At 66.8% G+C, this 16,389-nt stretch carries 19 protein-coding genes and 1 pseudogene; 8 read left to right on the top strand and 12 right to left on the bottom strand.

The genetic code is table 11. The annotated features are described in order from the left end of the window. From BFF94_RS09180 to BFF94_RS09145, 8 genes and pseudogenes are all read right to left on the bottom strand, one after another. A pseudogene (locus BFF94_RS09180) lies at positions 1-168 on the bottom strand (ISL3 family transposase); the annotation flags it as partial. Between the two features lie 159 nt (positions 169-327). Next, complete coding sequence (gene rplI / locus BFF94_RS09175; RefSeq protein ID WP_128848716.1) at positions 328-780, bottom strand: 50S ribosomal protein L9; 453 nt, start codon at positions 778-780, stop codon at positions 328-330. Between the two features lie 27 nt (positions 781-807). After that, positions 808-1,083, bottom strand: coding sequence for a 30S ribosomal protein S18 (gene rpsR, locus BFF94_RS09170; RefSeq protein WP_128848718.1), 276 nt, complete (start codon positions 1,081-1,083; stop codon positions 808-810). A 4-nt stretch (positions 1,084-1,087) separates the two neighbouring features. Beyond that, positions 1,088-1,387, bottom strand: a complete 300-nt coding sequence (gene priB / locus BFF94_RS09165; protein ID WP_128848720.1) for a primosomal replication protein N — start codon at positions 1,385-1,387, stop codon at positions 1,088-1,090. A 40-nt stretch (positions 1,388-1,427) separates the two neighbouring features. After that, positions 1,428-1,802 carry a 30S ribosomal protein S6 gene (gene rpsF / locus BFF94_RS09160; protein ID WP_006402295.1) on the bottom strand — a complete coding sequence of 125 codons (375 nt, stop codon included), beginning with the start codon at positions 1,800-1,802 and terminating at the stop codon, positions 1,428-1,430. 239 nt (positions 1,803-2,041) lie between these two features. Beyond that, entirely contained in the window at positions 2,042-2,914 is an 873-nt protein-coding gene (locus BFF94_RS09155; protein WP_219139227.1) for an anti-sigma factor family protein, read from the bottom strand. Next, positions 2,904-3,545: an RNA polymerase sigma factor gene (locus tag BFF94_RS09150; RefSeq protein WP_219139226.1), complete on the bottom strand. Its 642-nt coding sequence runs from the start codon at positions 3,543-3,545 to the stop codon at positions 2,904-2,906. The genes BFF94_RS09155 and BFF94_RS09150 overlap by 11 nt, the downstream gene beginning before the upstream one ends. Before the next feature lie 175 nt (positions 3,546-3,720). Further along, positions 3,721-4,632 carry a substrate binding domain-containing protein gene (locus tag BFF94_RS09145; protein WP_128841998.1) on the bottom strand — a complete coding sequence of 304 codons (912 nt, stop codon included), beginning with the start codon at positions 4,630-4,632 and terminating at the stop codon, positions 3,721-3,723. 172 nt (positions 4,633-4,804) lie between these two features. On the opposite strand from BFF94_RS09145, the gene gcl reads away from it, so the two are divergent. The 5 genes from gcl (at position 4,805) to lysM (ending at position 9,310) form a co-directional block, all read left to right on the top strand. Then, entirely contained in the window at positions 4,805-6,580 is a 1,776-nt protein-coding gene (gene gcl, locus BFF94_RS09140) for a glyoxylate carboligase (RefSeq protein WP_128841999.1), read from the top strand. A 43-nt stretch (positions 6,581-6,623) separates the two neighbouring features. Continuing rightward, positions 6,624-7,433: a hydroxypyruvate isomerase gene (gene hyi, locus BFF94_RS09135; protein WP_128842000.1), complete on the top strand. Its 810-nt coding sequence runs from the start codon at positions 6,624-6,626 to the stop codon at positions 7,431-7,433. Positions 7,434-7,485: 52 nt separating this feature from the next. Beyond that, a complete protein-coding gene (locus tag BFF94_RS09130; RefSeq protein ID WP_128842001.1) occupies positions 7,486-8,379 on the top strand; it encodes a 2-hydroxy-3-oxopropionate reductase in 894 nt (297 codons plus the stop codon). A 323-nt stretch (positions 8,380-8,702) separates the two neighbouring features. Next, the gene (locus BFF94_RS38185; protein WP_281426125.1) at positions 8,703-8,828 is read left to right on the top strand and encodes a hypothetical protein; all 126 of its coding nucleotides are present in this window, start codon (positions 8,703-8,705) and stop codon (positions 8,826-8,828) included. An 11-nt stretch (positions 8,829-8,839) separates the two neighbouring features. Continuing rightward, the gene (gene lysM, locus BFF94_RS09125; RefSeq protein WP_021162125.1) at positions 8,840-9,310 is read left to right on the top strand and encodes a peptidoglycan-binding protein LysM; all 471 of its coding nucleotides are present in this window, start codon (positions 8,840-8,842) and stop codon (positions 9,308-9,310) included. Positions 9,311-9,407: 97 nt separating this feature from the next. On the opposite strand, the gene BFF94_RS09120 is transcribed toward lysM, so the two are convergent. Beyond that, positions 9,408-10,430, bottom strand: coding sequence for an asparaginase (locus tag BFF94_RS09120; protein WP_219139225.1), 1,023 nt, complete (start codon positions 10,428-10,430; stop codon positions 9,408-9,410). Between the two features lie 271 nt (positions 10,431-10,701). Here BFF94_RS09120 and BFF94_RS09115 point away from each other — a divergent pair, with 271 nt between their 5' ends. The 3 genes from BFF94_RS09115 to BFF94_RS09105 all read left to right on the top strand — a co-directional run bounded on the left by BFF94_RS09115 (position 10,702) and on the right by BFF94_RS09105 (position 12,524). Further along, on the top strand, positions 10,702-10,992 hold the full coding sequence (locus BFF94_RS09115) for a PsiF family protein (protein WP_128842003.1): 291 nt from the start codon (positions 10,702-10,704) through the stop codon (positions 10,990-10,992). Positions 10,993-11,250: 258 nt separating this feature from the next. Then, positions 11,251-11,700 carry a hypothetical protein gene (locus BFF94_RS09110; RefSeq protein WP_162285533.1) on the top strand — a complete coding sequence of 150 codons (450 nt, stop codon included), beginning with the start codon at positions 11,251-11,253 and terminating at the stop codon, positions 11,698-11,700. Positions 11,701-11,936: 236 nt separating this feature from the next. Then, positions 11,937-12,524: a BPSL1445 family SYLF domain-containing lipoprotein gene (locus tag BFF94_RS09105; RefSeq protein WP_039367021.1), complete on the top strand. Its 588-nt coding sequence runs from the start codon at positions 11,937-11,939 to the stop codon at positions 12,522-12,524. Between the two features lie 96 nt (positions 12,525-12,620). On the opposite strand, the gene BFF94_RS09100 is transcribed toward BFF94_RS09105, so the two are convergent. From BFF94_RS09100 to BFF94_RS09090, 3 genes are all read right to left on the bottom strand, one after another. Continuing rightward, positions 12,621-13,685: a glycosyltransferase family 4 protein gene (locus BFF94_RS09100; RefSeq protein WP_128842004.1), complete on the bottom strand. Its 1,065-nt coding sequence runs from the start codon at positions 13,683-13,685 to the stop codon at positions 12,621-12,623. 275 nt (positions 13,686-13,960) lie between these two features. Next, positions 13,961-15,136, bottom strand: a complete 1,176-nt coding sequence (locus BFF94_RS09095) for an AAA family ATPase (RefSeq protein ID WP_219139224.1) — start codon at positions 15,134-15,136, stop codon at positions 13,961-13,963. A gap of 36 nt (positions 15,137-15,172) precedes the next feature. Continuing rightward, positions 15,173-16,345, bottom strand: coding sequence for a mechanosensitive ion channel family protein (locus tag BFF94_RS09090; RefSeq protein ID WP_219139223.1), 1,173 nt, complete (start codon positions 16,343-16,345; stop codon positions 15,173-15,175). Positions 16,346-16,389: the final 44 nt, after the last annotated feature.

Genomic DNA, 16,389 nt, shown 5'->3' with positions numbered 1-16,389 from the left:
CTCGTGGATCTGCTGGCAGCGCGCCCCGCATTGTTCGCAGTACATCACCTTGCTGACCGGCTTCAGATACAGCGACAGCGTGTGGCTTTCTCCTTCCGGCCATTCCACCCGCTCTAACCGATAGCCGGTCCAGCAACCCAGCGCTTGAAGTGCCTTGCGATCGAGCAATTCTTCCTCCTGACCTCCTAAAGTCAGGCGTCAGATTACGCAATCGCCCTCAAACCCTCCACGGTTTCCTGCGAAGAACCATAAAAAAGGCAGGCCCCGGTTGCCCGGGCGCCTGCCCTTGTCCGGACGACGGAAGCCGCCCGGAAAGCTTGCGTACGCTTACGCGTGGTCGCCGATCACGTTGATCGTGACGTCGACGACGACGTCCGTATGCAGCGCGATCTGGACGTTGTGCTCGCCGATCATCTTCAGCGGGCCTTCCGGCATGCGAACCTGCAGCTTCTCGACTTCGAAACCTGCCTTCTTCAGCAGTTCCGCGACGTCGCCGTTCGTGACCGAGCCGAACAGACGGCCGTCCACGCCCGACTTCTGCGTGATTTCGAACGCCTGGCCGTTCAGCTTCTCGCCGACTGCCTGCGATGCCGCCAGCTTTTCAGCAGCGATCTTTTCGAGTTCAGCGCGGCGCACTTCGAATTCGGCGATCGCTTCCTTCGTTGCACGGCGAGCCTTGCGGTTCGGGATCAGGAAGTTGCGAGCGTAACCGTCCTTGACCTTGACGATATCGCCGAGGTTGCCCAGATTGGCGACTTTTTCCAACAGAATGATTTGCATTCGAATTCTCCTTATTGCGTCGCCTGATTACGCCTTGTGCTGATCGGTGTACGGCAGCAGCGCGAGGAAACGCGCACGCTTGATTGCCGTGTCCAGCTGACGCTGATAGTGCGACTTCGTACCCGTCAGGCGAGCCGGCGTGATCTTGCCGTTTTCGCCGATGAAGTCCTTCAGCGTATCCGTGTCCTTGTAGTCGATCTGATCGACGCCGGCAGCCGTGAAACGGCAGAACTTCTTGCGCTTGAAGAGCGGGTTTTGTTGCTGACGACGCTTGTCGAATTTCTTACCAGTCGGGCGGGGCATGATTTCAGTCCTTTCCAATGTCCTGCAATGCTGTGATGTGAAACACCAAGGTTCTCGCGTTGCGGCTTTTCTTTGCCAGGAAGCCCGTGAACAGCGTCTCGACGCCCATTTCACGGCTTTCCAGCCTGCCGCTCGCCTCACCGGCCGCCACCGCCTCGATCGTCATTTCGACCTGGCGGGGAATGCCTGCTTCGACGACTTCCGTGCGGTGCTGCAACGTGGCGCTTGCGATCGGAACGCCGGCCGGCGTATATCGCACCGGTGCGCGTTCGACGACGCTTGCCGTCAATTGCAACTTGTTCACGTGAGTGCCGCGCTCCTTGATGGCTTAATGAATGACGAACTTAAGCCTGCGCTTCGGTCGGCTGAGCTGCGGCCGCCTTCTTGGCTTCTTCGCGCTGAACTTCCTTCATCATCGGCGACGGGCCGGTCTCGGCCTTCTTCATCTTGACGATGAGGTGACGCAGCACGGCGTCGTTGAACTTGAACGCGTGTTCGAGTTCGTCGAGCGTCGTCTGGTCGCACTCGATGTTCATGCAGACGTAGTGAGCCTTCGCGAGTTTCTCGATCATGTAGGCCAGTTGGCGACGGCCCCAGTCTTCGACACGGTGGATCTGACCGCCGTGCGACGTGATCGTGGTCTTGTAACGCTCGATCATCGCGGGCACTTGCTCGCTCTGATCGGGGTGCACGATGAATACGATTTCGTAATGACGCATTACACACTCCTTGTGGATTAAAGCCACCCGGGCGTCTGAACCGGTGTGGCAAGTGAGAAGCCGAAGATTCTAACCCGGATACAGGGCGCATGCAAGGCCAATCAACGATTCGCGGGCGGATTCGGCCGTGTTTTCAAAGACTTGAAGGGACGGCCTGTAAAGCGGCCGCCCTTGGGCCATTTCCCGATCGGGGGTCGGAGCATCGGCACGCGCCGGGCCCTCGGCCCGCCGCCGTGCCGTCACTCGCTGCGCGTGCCGGCGAGCCGCGCGTCGAGCGCCGTCCTGAATGCCGCAAGCGCAGACGGCTCGGCGTCGGTCACGGCCCACCATGTCATCCCGGCCGCGTCCCAGCGGTCGAGCGAATAGCCCTGCGACACGGTCGCGTACGGCGCCGCCGGCCCTTCCCCGGCCGGCCGCACGTAGACGTCGATCACGTGCTGCCGGTAACGATAGACGAGCACCGCGACACGGCGACGCCCGACGTAGTCGAGCCGGCCGCCGACCAGCGCGAAGCCGCTCGCCGCGAGATCCTCGACCGGCGGCGCATAGTCGAGCCGGCCGTTGAACCACGGCTTGACCGTGTGCCGGTCGGTCGAGATCACGTCGATGTCGCGCGCCGACAGGTCGGCCCGCACGTGGCTCGCGACGAGTTCGTCCACCGTGCGGTCAGTGTCGGCGTGGCGCGCGGACAACGCCATTCCGGCCGCCGCGGCAAGCGCCACCATCAGCGCGACGCCCCAGCCGAGCCCGGGCAGCGCGGCGACGCGCGGCCCCGGGCCGGCAGGTGCCGGGCGCGCCGATGCGCCGCGGCCGGTCGGCCAGGAGAACCAGCGGCGGCCTCGCGGCTGCGCTCGGGGCTCTGCCCGCGACTGCCCGTACGCCGGCCCGTCCGCCACCGCCGGCAACCCCGCGAGGATGCTCGCCCGCAACGCATCCGGCGCCCGGTGATAGTCGGCCTGCCGCACCGCCTGCACCAGCGTGACGATCCGCGCGCGCTCGCGGCGGCACGCGTCGCACCCTTCGACATGCTGCTGGACCCGCAACGCATCGGGCGCCGACAGCTCGCGGTCGACGTCCGCGTCCAGCAACGCTCGCGCTTCGTTACAGTCCATCGATAGCCTCCGATGCGGTTCCGCCCGCCGGCGCACGGCCCGGCTTGCCTTCGGTCGACGGCGCAGGCTCGCCGCCCAGCAGCGCGGCGAGCCTGCGCCGGCCGCGCGAGAGCCGCGACATCACCGTGCCGACCGGCACGTCCGCGATCGCCGCGATCTCGCGGTAGCTCAGGTCCTCCATCTCGCGCAGCACGAGCACCTCGCGGTATTCGGGCGGCAGCTTCGCGAGCGCCGCATTCACGAGCCGCACGTTCTCGCCGCGCAGCAGGTGCGCGAGCGGATCCTCCGTCGCGGGTTGCCAGTCGTCGGGAACGTCGGTGTCGTCGAGCGTGTCGGGCAGCGCCACCTCGTGCGCATGCGTGCGGCGCCGCCATTCGGTGTACCAGGTGTGGCGCACGATCGTCAGCAGCCACGGCCGCGCGTTGTCGCCGCGACACGAATCGACGAAGCGCAGCGCACGCATGCACGCGTCCTGGACGACGTCGTCCGCATCGCCGGCGCTGCCGCTCAGCCAGCGCGCGAGGTTGTACGCGGCGTCGAGATGCGGCAGCACGAGCGTGCGAAACCGCTCGCCGCGCGCGACTGCGTCGTCCGCCGCCCGTTCATCGACCGCCTGTCCGGCTTGCCCCACATGGCCTCCCTGGTCCCGGCGGCCGACGCCGCGCCCGTTCCGCGCACGGCGCCCGGACAGACCGGCAACGTGCGCGCTCGATGACCTTACCGTCGTTGCGTCGAGTTTATTCCCGCGTCGAGCGCATGAAGCGTTAAAAATCGCCGGACTGCCCGCGGCCGGGCCGCCCGCCCCGCTACGGCGTAGTGCTCCAGTACCCGGGGCGCGCATACGCGGCGCGCAGGTAGTCGATGAAATAGCGCACGCGCGCCGGCACGTAGCGCTGCTGCGGGTAGACCGCGAGGATGTCGTAGTCCGGCAGCGCGTATTCGTCGAGCACGGTTTCGAGTGCGCCCGTCTCCAGCTGCGCGGCGATTTCCCACGTCGAGCGCCAGCCGAGCCCGAGGCCTTCGGCCACCCAGCGGTGCAGCAGCTCGCCGTCGTTGCAGTCGAGATTGCCCGCCACGCGCATCGTCGCGATCTTGCCGTGGCGCTGGAAATACCAGCCGCGGTTCTGCCCGCCCTGCAGGTTGAAGGCAAGGCAGTTGTGCTTCAGCAGGTCGTCGAGCGTTTTCGGCCGGCCATGCCGGCGGAAATATTCGGGCGTGCCGCACACGACGCGCCGGTTCGACGCGAGCTTCACCGCGACGAAGTTCGGATCGACGGCGCCGCCGATCCGGATCGACAGGTCGTAGCCTTCGCGCACGAGATCGACGACGCGATCGGTCAGGTTGAACGACAACTGCATCTCGGGCTTGTCGGCGAGAAAGCCGGGCGCGTGCGGCGCGACGTGCTTGCGCCCGAACGCGGCCGGTGCCGACACGATCAGGTGCCCGCTGACCGCGCGCCGCCCGGCGGCCAGCTCGTTTTCGGCCTGGTCCCATTCGGACAGCAGCCCGCGGCAGCGCTCGAGAAACGCGGCGCCCTCCTCGCTGACTACCAGCCGCCGCGTCGAGCGGTACATCAGCTTCACGCCGAGGCGCTTTTCGAGCGCGTCGATGCGCCGCCCGAGCACCACCGGCGACACGCCCTCCTCGAGCGCCGCCGCCGCGAGGCTGCCGGCATCGGCAACCCGCACGAACGTCTCGATCTGCTTGAAGCGATCCATCTCCCGTCTCCGTCTCTGTGCCGACACCGGCGGGAAGCCCCGTCCGGCCGTCATTCCATACTTTTAGTTTCGAAATAAGCGACTGCGGCTGATCTTATCAAACCTTTCCTGCGTCCCTAAAGTGTTCCCAACAGACCCATTCGCAAGATCCGCCACATTCAAGGAGACATTCATGGCCAAGATGAGAGCCGTCGACGCAGCAGTGCTCGTGCTCGAGAAGGAAGGCATCCAGACCGCGTTCGGCGTGCCGGGTGCGGCGATCAACCCGTTCTACTCCGCGATGCGCAAGTCGGGGGGCATCAGCCACGTGCTGGCGCGTCACGTCGAAGGCGCATCGCACATGGCCGAAGGCTTCACGCGTGCCGCCCCGGGCAACATCGGCGTATGCATCGGCACGTCGGGCCCGGCCGGCACCGACATGATCACGGGCCTCTACTCCGCATCCGCCGACTCGATTCCGATCCTCGCGATCACGGGCCAGGCGCCGCGTGCGCGCCTGTACAAGGAAGATTTCCAGGCCGTCGACATCGAGTCGATCGCGAAGCCCGTCACGAAGTGGGCCGTCACCGTGCGCGAGCCGGCGCTCGTGCCGCGCGTGTTCCAGCAGGCATTCCACCTGATGCGCTCGGGCCGTCCGGGCCCGGTGCTCGTCGACCTGCCGATCGACGTGCAGCTCGCCGAAATCGAATTCGACATCGATACGTATGAACCGCTGCCGGTCTACAAGCCCGCGGCCACCCGCGCGCAGATCGAGAAGGCGCTCGCGATGCTCAACGACGCGGACAAGCCGCTGATCGTGTCGGGCGGCGGCGTGCTCAACGCGGCGGCGGAAGACCTGCTCGTCACGTTCGCCGAAACGATCGGCGTGCCGGTGATCCCGACGCTGATGTCGTGGGGCGCGATTCCGGACGACCACCCGCTGATGGCCGGCATGGTCGGCCTGCAGACGTCGCATCGCTACGGCAACGCGACGATGCTCGCGTCCGACTTCGTGCTCGGCATCGGCAACCGCTGGGCGAACCGCCACACGGGCAGCGTCGAGGTCTATACGAAGGGCCGCAAGTTCGTGCACGTCGATATCGAACCGACGCAGATCGGCCGCGTGTTCGGCCCGGATCTCGGCATCGTGTCCGACGCGAAGGCGGCACTCGAGCTGTTCGTCGCGGTCGCACGGGAATGGAAGGCCGCCGGCAAGCTGAAGGACCGCAGCGCATGGGTCGCCGACTGCCAGGAGCGCAAGCGCACGCTGCAGCGCAAGACGCACTTCGACAACGTGCCGGTCAAGCCGCAGCGCGTGTACGAAGAGATGAACAAGGTGTTCGGCCGCGATACGTGCTACGTCAGCACGATCGGCCTGTCGCAGATCGCCGCCGCGCAGTTCCTGCACGTGTTCAAGGCACGCAACTGGATCAACTGCGGCCAGGCCGGCCCGCTCGGCTGGACGATCCCCGCCGCGCTCGGCGTGCGTGCGGCCGATCCGAGCCGCCCGATCGTCGCGCTGTCCGGCGACTACGACTTCCAGTTCATGATCGAGGAACTGGCGGCCGGCGCGCAATTCAAGCTGCCGTACGTGCACGTCGTCGTGAACAACTCGTACCTCGGGCTGATCCGCCAAGCACAGCGGGCGTTCGACATGGACTACTGCGTGCAGCTCGCGTTCGACAACGTGAACGCACCGGAACTGAACGGCTATGGCGTCGACCACGTGGCCGTTGCCGAGGGCCTCGGCTGCAAGGCGCTGCGCGTGTTCAAGCCGGAAGAGATCGAGCCGGCGCTGCGTCAGGCGCAAACGCTCGCGCAAGAGTTCAGCGTGCCGGTAGTCGTCGAAGTGATCCTCGAGCGCGTGACGAACATCTCGATGGGCACCGAAATCGACGCAATCAACGAATTCGAGGATCTCGCCGAAAAGGCCGAGCACGCACCGACCGCGATCTCGATGCTCGACTGAACTGCAAGACATTTTTGACTGACCGACCGAAGAGGCTTAGCTCATGCCGAAGTTTGCTGCAAACCTGACCATGCTGTTCAACGAAGTGCCGTTCCTCGACCGCTTCAAGGCGGCCGCGGACGCGGGCTTCGACGCCGTCGAGTTCCTGTTCCCGTATCCGTACGCGAAAGAGGAACTCGCCGAGCGGCTCGAGACGCATCGCCTGCGCCTCGTGCTGCACAACCTGCCCGCCGGCAACTGGGACCAGGGCGAGCGCGGCATCGCTTGCCTGCCCGATCGCGTCGGCGAATTCCAGGAAGGGGTCGGCCGTGCAATCGAGTACGCGAAGGCACTGAAGGTGCCGCAGCTGAACTGCCTCGTCGGCATCCCGTCGGCCAGCACGGCGCGCGACAAGACGTTCGTCACGATCGTCGACAACCTGCGCTTTGCCGCCGACGCGCTGAAGCGCGAAGGCATCCGCCTGCTCGTCGAGCCGTGCAACAGCTTCGACATCCCGGGCTTCGCGCTGAACCGCTCGTCCGAAGGGCTCGACGTGATTCGCGCGGTCGGCTCGGACAACCTGTTCCTGCAGTACGACATCTATCACATGCAGCGCATGGAAGGCGAACTGGCCGCGACGATCGAACGCAACCTCGCATCGATCGGCCACGTCCAGCTCGCGGACAACCCGGGCCGCAACGAGCCGGGCACGGGCGAGATCAACTACGCGTTCCTGTTCGCCCTGCTCGACCGGCTCGGCTATGCCGGCTACGTCGGCTGCGAATACAAGCCCCGCACCACCACGACGGAAGGGCTCGGCTGGCTGCAAAGCGTCGCCGGCTGCGCACCGGGCTCGACGCGTCGCGCCGCCTGAGATCCGCCCTTCCCGCGGACTTCCCACCTACGCCCCTATAGGAGACTTTCACATGGCAACCATCGGTTTCATCGGCCTCGGCATCATGGGCGCGCACATGGCGCGCAACCTGCTCAAGGGTGACCACCAGCTCGTCGTGAACGGTGCGTTCCCGATCCCGGACGACCTGCGCGCCAGCGCGAAGGTCGTCGCGAATTCGACCGAAGTCGCGCAGAACGCGGACGTCATCGTCGTGATGGTGCCGGACACGCCCGACGTGCGTAACGTGCTGTTCGCCGACGACGGCGTCGCGAAGGGCCTCACGGCCGGCAAGCTCGTGATCGACATGAGCTCGATCTCGCCGCTCGACACGCAGGAATTCGCGAAGCAGATCAATGCACTCGGCTGCGACTACCTCGACGCGCCGGTATCCGGCGGCGAAGTCGGTGCACGCGAAGCATCGCTGACGATCATGGTCGGCGGCCCCGAGCAGGCATTCGAGCGCGCGAAGCCGCTGTTCGAGAAGATGGGCAAGAACATCACGCTCGTCGGCGACAACGGCGCGGGCCAGACCTGCAAGGTCGCGAACCAGATCATCGTCGCGCTGAACATCGAAGCCGTCGGCGAAGCGCTGCTGTTCGCCGCACGCTCGGGCGCCGATCCGGAGCGCGTTCGCCAGGCGCTGATGGGTGGCTTCGCCGCATCGCGCATCCTCGAAGTGCACGGCGCGCGGATGACGAAGCGCACGTTCGATCCGGGCTTCCGCATCGAGCTGCACCAGAAGGACCTGAACCTCGCGCTCGACGGCGCACGCAAGCTCGGCCTCGCGCTGCCGCATACCGCGAGCGCGCAGCAGCTGTTCAGCGTGTGCGCATCGCACGGCGGCAAGGCATGGGATCACTCGGCACTCGTGCGCGCGCTCGAGATCATGTCGAACTTCGAAATCGGCCAGACGCCGGCCGCGTAACGCAGATGTCACAACGCGCGTTTCCGCTGCAATGACGGATGCGCGCAACTGACGCACGCGATCCGGCCACGGCCGGTCGCATCGATGCGCGACGCACTCGCGCATCACGGTGGGGCGCCCCTTCCTGCATCGCCAACGGCGTGCGGGACGGGGCGAAAAACGCCGCTCTGGGCTGAGAGCGGCGTGGTGGGGTCCGCAGCGGCACCCGGCGGCGCCGGGGAAGCCTTGGTCGGTCAGACGTCGTCGTCGGGTGTCCGCCTGTCGGATTTCGCGTATTACATTTCTTTACGTTCAAGCGTGCGATTTTTCATGCAATCGTCGTCATGAACGCCTACACTTTCGGCACGCCTTTCGAGAAAACCGCCGCGCTTGCGTTCACCTCCGGTGACCGTGCCCAGCGCGGTGTTTTTTTCGCCACTTCACGGCGCGTTTTCTTTTCAACCACCTAAGGAGTGCAACGATGGGTCTTCTTTCGTTTATCAAAGAGGCGGGTGAAAAACTGCTGGGTCACGCCGATGCGCAAGCAGCGGAAGATCCGAATGCCGCGAACCAGACCGCGGCCGATGCGATCAAGAATTACATCAACACGCAGGGTCTCGACACGTCGAACCTGACCGTCGCATTCGACGGCGCATCGCGCACCGTCACGCTGTCGGGCAGCGTCGCCGACCTCGACACGAAGGCCAAGGTCAAGGTTGCGGCCGGCAACGTGCAGGGTGTCGCGGGCGTCAACGACGACGATCTCCAGCCGGACGATCCGGAAGTGCAGTACCACGACGTGAAGCCGGGCGACACGCTGTCGGCGATCGCCAAGGAAGTGTATGGCGACGCGAACAAGTACCCGGCGATCTTCGAGGCGAACAAGCCGATGCTGTCGAGCCCGGACCGGATCTACCCGGGCCAGAAGCTCGTGATTCCGCCGCAGTCCTGAGCACGCTTCGCCGGACTGACGCAAAAAAGGCAGGCCGATGGCCTGCCTTTTTCATGGGCGACGCGCGCCGCCCGATCGACGCTTGTCGGTTACCAGGTCACAGCGTATCGAACGCGCGTTGCAGTTCGTCGCGACCGTGAATCCCGTTCGCGAGCGCGAGCATCAGCAGCACGCGCGCCTTGAACGGGCTCAGTGACCCTGCGCTCACGAAGCCGAGCGCATCGTCGTTTGCGGCGCCGTTGCGCATCACATGCCCCGAACCGACGCGTGACGCGCGGACCACGGCAACGCCCGCGTTCGCCGCATCCGCCAGCGCCGCCTGCAGCGTCGCATGGATCGACCCGTTGCCGGTGCCCGCGACGACGAGACCGCGCACGCCGGCCGCGACGAGCGCATCGACGGCCGTGCGCGTCACGCCCGCATAGCTCGCGACGACTTCGACGCTCGGCCACGTTGCACCGATCGCCAGTTGCGTGTCGCGCGAACGCGTGACGCGGCGCGCGAATTCGACGCGGCCGTCCTGCACCCAGCCGAGCGCGCCGAGTTCCGGCGACCGGAAAGCGTCGACCGCGTAGGTGCTCGTCTTCACGACGTCGCGTGCGCCGTGGATCCGGTTGTTGAACGCGACCAGCACGCCCAGCCCGCGCGCGGCCGGATGCGCGGCCACCGTCACCGCATTCAGCAGGTTCAGCGGGCCGTCGGACGACAGCGCGGTCGCCGGTCGCATCGCGGCCGTCAGCACGACCGGCTTGTCGCCCCGGACAACCAGATGCAGCGCGTATGCGGTTTCCTCGAGCGTGTCGGTGCCGTGGGTAATCACGATGCCGTCGACCGCCGGGTCGGCCATCAGCGCGTCGATCCGCGCGGCGAGCGTGTTCCACAGCGGCAGCGCGAGATCCTTGCTGTCGATGCTGGCGATCTGCTCGGCGTCGATGCGCGCGACCGACGCGAGCGCCGGCACCGCGTCGACCAGGAAATTGACGCCGAGCGCGCCGGCCTGGTAGCCGGCCGTGCTGGCCGCGTCGGGCGCGGCGCCGGCGATCGTGCCGCCGGTGGCGAGCACGGCGATGCGCGGCAGGACCGCCTCGGACGGAGAGGATGCGGGGTTCGGAGTATTCATGGCCGCGATTGTAATGGCTCGCGGCCGTTATCCGGCAGGTTCCGGCGCAGCGGCCGGTGCGAGCCGCCGCGCGTCATGGTTTGTCCTGATCGCCCGGTCGGGCGCGCCGTCAACGGCCGGGGTGTCCGCAACGTTATAGGAAGTGCCGTTTTGGTGTTTTCACATTGATTTGCCATAATCGGAGCGCGCGGTGCGATGTGGCCCTGTCCTCGTCGCATCGTGCTTCGCGACGGCGTCGATAAAACGCAATTCACCCCATGGGAGTGTCGAAATGAAAATCCAATCGCTCGTAGCCGCCGTGCTTCTCGGTGGCATGCTGGCTTCCCCCGCGTTCGCGGCGAACAGCCAGCAGGACAAGATGAAGGCCTGTAACACCCAGGCATCCGGCAAGACGGGCGACGAACGCAAGGCGTTCATGAAGGACTGCTTGTCGGCGAAGCCCGCGAAGAAGATGACGCAGCAGGAAAAGATGAAGGCCTGCAACACCCAGGCTTCCAACAAGAAGGGCGACGATCGCAAGACGTTCATGAAGAGCTGCCTGAGCAGCCAGCCGGCCGCCTGAGCTCCGGCGCTCCCGCATCGAATGCCGCGCACCGCTTCGGCGAGCGCGGCATTTTTGTTTTCGTTGCACGCGCATCGACGCACGCGTCTCGCCTCTTCCCGCCCCGCTTTCCCGGCCCGCGTTGCCGGCGCCGCCACATGGTGCGGCAATTCGCCGCGTTTTCTTCTATGATGGCTGCAATGCGGCCCACCCAAGTACAAGAAGCGCCATCGGGCCGCCCTCGAGACGGACGCGCACGCGCGTCAAACGGAGGCATGGATGGCATGGAGACAACACCGCTGGTTCCGCCGCTGGCTGATCGTGATCGTGTTCTGGGCCGTGCCCGTCGCGATCGTCGCCGTCCGCGAGATCCGCGAGGAAATGGCCTACAACAAGGCGGACCTGCAACTCGCGCTGACCACCTGGCAGCTCACCGACGCGCAGCAGGCAGCCGGCGCCGCAGCGAAGTGCCACGGGGATCCTGACGAGGCGCGCGCGACCGGCTGCCCGGCCGACGTGCTCGCCGCCAATGCGCCGCGCCAGCAAGCGGCCCGCGACGAATACGTGGTGCGCCGCAATACGCTCGCGGGCTACCTGTGGCATGCGTTCGTCGGCTATTGGGTCGTACCGGCCGTGTTCCTGTTCGCCTGCGGCGTCGTGATCGCGCTGATCCGCCGGGCACTGCGCCGCCCGCCGATCAAGCCACCCGTCCCGCCCGTCACGCACTGACGCGGCCCGCAGGCGCTGCCCCCAGTCGACCCTCGTGTTCCCCGCACGTCAGACCAGGCGCCGCGCGTGACGCGCGCGCGCCGGTCCGTCCGTTGGCGCGCCGCGACACACCCAAACGATTTGACGCTCTTTCACGAACGAACGAAAAAAGGCTGTAATCCGCTGTGATATAACTGCCGACGTGATCCGCTCCTTGAGCGAGACTCACTCCGAACATCACCCGATGGAGAAGAACGATGCAAAAACGGAATCTTGTGCTGAAAGCCGCCGCTGCGCTCATCGTCGGTAGCCTCGCGCTCACCGGTTGCACCACCACCCCGGACAAGCCGGACAACGCTGCGACCAACGCGTCGAAGCGTCAGGCGATCGACTCGAGCGTCGACGCCACGCTGTCGCGCATGTATTCCACGGTCAAGGGTTCGCGTGAACTCGTCGCGAAGTCGCGCGGCGTGCTCGTGTTCCCGGACGTGATCCAGGCAGGCTTCATCGTCGGCGGCCAGTCCGGCAACGGCGCACTGCGCGTCGGCGGCAGCACCGTCGGCTACTACAATACGTCGTCGCTGTCGGTCGGCCTGCAGGCCGGTGCGCAGTCGAAGGCGATCGTGTTCCTGTTCATGACGCAGGAAGCGCTCGACGAATTCCGCGGCTCGGACGGCTGGGCAGCCGGCGCCGGTGCCTCGGTCGCGCTCGTCAAGATGGGCGCGAACGGTGCAGTCGACACGACCACGGCCACCGCACCGGTCCAGGTCGTCGTGCTGACGAACGCGGGCCTGATGGGCGACGTGTCGATCAACGGCACGAAGGTCACGAAGCTCAAGATCTGACGCTGGCGCAATGCCCGTGCGCATCGTGCGCGGGCCATGCACAAACGGCGATGTCCTTGCGGGCATCGCCGTTTTTTTATCCGCCCGCGTTCCGCGTCAGGTCGTCGAGTCGATCACCTTGAAGCGCGAGCGCTTCTGCGCGCGGATCACCGACTGGTATACGTCGACGTACTGCTGCGCCATCCGGCGCGACGTGAAGCGCTCCTCGAAGCGCTGCCGCACGCGCGCACGCGGCAGCAGGTGCAGCCGGTTCACGGCGGCCACCGCGCTGATTTCATCCTCGACGATGTAACCCGACACGCCCTCGTCCACCACTTCGGGCACCGCACCGCGATTGAACGCGATCACCGGCGTGCCGCACGACATCGCCTCGATCATCACGAGGCCGAACGGCTCCGGCCAGTCGATCGGAAACAGCAGCGCATGTGCGCCCGACAGGAATTCGGCCTTCTGGTGATCGGCGATCTCGCCGATGTATTCGACATGCGGCAACGCGAAGAGCGGCTTGATCTCACGGTCGAAGTATTCCTGGTCGGCCGCATCGATCTTCGCGGCGATCCGGATCGGCAGCCCGCACTGGCGGGCGATGCGGATCGCCGTGTCGACACGCTTCTCCGGCGAGATGCGGCCAAGGAACGCGAGATAGCGCGGCTCGACGGGCTGCGGCATGTACAACGTGTCGGGCAACCCGTGGTAGACGGTCGTCAGCCATTTCGCCTGCGGCAGCGGCTGGCGCTGCGAGTTCGAAATCGAGATCACCGGCGCCGTGTTGAACGTGTCGAACACCGGTTGCTGCTCGGGCAGGTCGAGCCGGCCGTGCAGCGTCGTCACGTAAGGCGTTTCCTGCCGGTTGAAGACCGAGAACGAGTAGTAGTCCATGTGGAAATGGAGCACGTCGAAGTCTTTCGCGCGGCGCGCGACCGTCTCCATCAGCAGCATGTGCGGTGCGACCCGGTCGCGGATCGACGAATCGAGCCGCAGCGCACGCGGCCAGACCGGCTCGAGCTTCGCCCGCGTCGTCGAATCGCCGCTGGCGAACAGCGTCACGTCATGGCCGAGATCGACGAGCGCCTCGGTGATGTAGGACACGACGCGCTCCGTGCCACCGTACAGCTTCGGCGGCACGGATTCGGTCAGCGGGGCGATCTGGGCAATTCTCATGATCCACGTCTCCTGTGTCCTGTCCCTTGTTGCACGGCCGGCGAGCGTTCGCGCGTCCGCGCCCCCATGCCACGCCGGCCGGCACGGCGCCGGCCGGATATCTCATTATTATTCGCGATCCCGATGCCCGGAACCGCCCGTCTTTCATTTTATGGGCGTTGTTACAGACAGGATACATTCCGCTCGCCGAATCCGATCGCACCGCGTCGGGCGCGGCCGGACCGATCCGGCCCGCCCAGGCGACGATTGCGGCCGAATGCACGCCACCCTGCCCGTCAACGCGACGGCCACTTCCATGCCGGCAAGTCGCGCGTGTCGGCATCGACGAGCGCGGTCGCGCCGAGCTGCTTGTCGAGCACCAGCGATTCGCAGCCGGCCTCGCGCTCGAGCGTTGCGATGAGCCGCGCCGCATGCGACACGACGAGCACCTGCGAACGCCGCGCGGCCTGCGCGATCAGGCGGCCGAGCGCCGGCAGCAGATCCGGATGCAGGCTCGTCTCCGGTTCGTTCAGCACCATCAGCGCCGGCGGCCGCGGCGTCAGCAGCGCGGCCGCGAGCAGCAGGTAGCGCAGCGTGCCGTCGGACAGCTCGGCCGCCGCGAGCGGCCGCAGCAGCCCCGGCTGGCGCATCAGCACGTCGAAGCGGCCGCGGCCGCCCGGATTGTCGATCTCGACCGACGCGCCGGGAAACGCGTCGTCGAGCGCCGCATCGAGCGCCGCGCCGTCGCCGATTTCGCGGATCGTCTGCAGCGCGGCGGCCAGGTCGGCACCGTCGTCCGCGAGCACCGGCGTATGGGTGCCGATGTGCGACTGGCGTGCCGGCGCCTGCGCATCGGTCCGGAAATGGTCGTAAAAGCGCCACGAGCGGATCCGTTCTCGCACCGCGATCATCTCGGGCGCGCCGGTCGGATCGGCGAATTCGGTCATCATGCTGTCGAAGCTGGCAACCGGCTGTGGAATCGTCTGCCAATCGCCCGACGCGGTGCGCGCGCGAATCTGCGCGCCCTGCCGGTCGACCAGCAGCGTCGACGGACGCAGCAGCGCGCCGCCCCAGATGCATTCGCGCTTGACCACCGGATCAAGCCCGAACTGCGAGCGGCTCGGGATCGGCAAACCGAGATCGATCGAATAGCCGAAATCGTCGCACGCGAAACCGAGCTTCAGGCTCACGGGCCCCTGGCGCACCGTGCCGGTGACCGGCGCGTCACCGGCCAGCATCGCGCGCGAGAAGCGCTCGGGGCCGGCCCACAGCGTCGACGGCAACCCGCCCTCGCGGGCGAGCGACGGGATCACGCGGCCCTGCGCGGTGTCGGCGAGCAGCCGCAGCGCGCGGTACACGCTCGACTTGCCGCTGCCGTTCGGCCCCGTGACGACGTTGAGCGCCGCGAGCGGCACGATCAGCTCGCGCAGCGAGCGGTAATTGGCGATGGCGAGCGTCTTCAGCGCGGTCATGGGGACAAGGAATGGCGGACAGGCACCGGGCCGCTGTCAGCGGCCTTCGGCGGCCTGCGGGTCGGCTGCGGTGTTGGCCGCCGTGCTGGCGGCGGGCGACCGCGCGTGCGGCCGTTCGGGATTCGGCGCGTCCGGCGCGGAGTGATGCGGATACAGCTCCGTCCGGCTGCGCGGCAGGCATTGCGGATAGCGGTCCTGCAGGTACGCGATCAGCCCTTCGCGCACGCGGCAGCGCAGATCCCAGCACGACGACGAATCGGCCGCGCTGACGAGCGCGCGCAACTGCATCGTGCGCTCCGTCGCGTCGGTCACCTGCAGCACCTGCACGCGACCGTCCCACTCGGGCGCCGCATGGACGAGCCGCGCGAGCTCCTCGCGCAGCGGCGCGAGCGGCGTGCGGTAGTCGACCGACAGGTAGACCGTGCCGATGATCTCCGAACTGCTGCGCGTCCAGTTCGTGAACGGGTTCTCGATGATCCACTGCAGCGGCACGACGAGGCGCCGCTGGTCCCACAGCCGCACCGACACGAACGAACCGGTGATTTCCTCGATACGCCCCCACTCGCCCTGGATCACGACCACGTCGTCGAGCCGGATCGGCTGCGTGAGCGCGATCTGCAGCCCGGCAATCAGGTTGCCGAGTACCGGCCGCGCGGCGATACCGGCGACCAGGCCCGCGACGCCGGCCGACGCCAGCAGGCTCGCGCCCACCTGGCGCACGTTCGGGAACGTCATCAGCGCGGCGCCGGTGCCGATGATCACGATCAGCACCATCACGGTCCGCACGAGCACCTTGGCCTGCGTATGGATGCGCCGCGCCTGGAGGTTGTCGGCCGTATCGATCGGATGCGCCCGGATGATCGCGTCGCCGACGCCGGCCGCGAGTCGCACCAGCAGCCAGGTGAGCGATACGATGGAGCCGACCGCCGCCGCGGTGCGCATGCCGCGCACGAACGACATGCCGTCGTCCGCCTGGACCCACAGGAATTCGAGCGCCAGCAGCGCGAGCACGACGAGCGACGGCTTGTCGATGTAGCGCAGGATCGCGCTCATCAGCGGATACGGCTGCGCGATGCGCTTGACGATGCGTGCGCCGAGACGGTGCGCGACCGTGACGACCAGCACGACGATGACCGACACGAACAGCGTGCCGAGCCACGAATGCAGCGGCGCATCGGTGATGCGCTGCAGTTCCTCGATTGAAATCATCGGCGCCCGTCGGTTATGAGGCACTCACGCCTCGTCCTGGATGC

The sequence above is a fragment of the Burkholderia catarinensis genome (genome assembly GCF_001883705.2).
Taxonomy (GTDB): Bacteria; Pseudomonadota; Gammaproteobacteria; order Burkholderiales; family Burkholderiaceae; genus Burkholderia; species Burkholderia catarinensis.
The sequence above is the reverse complement of the archived record's forward strand: the minus strand, read 5'-3'. Positions and strand labels throughout refer to the sequence as shown.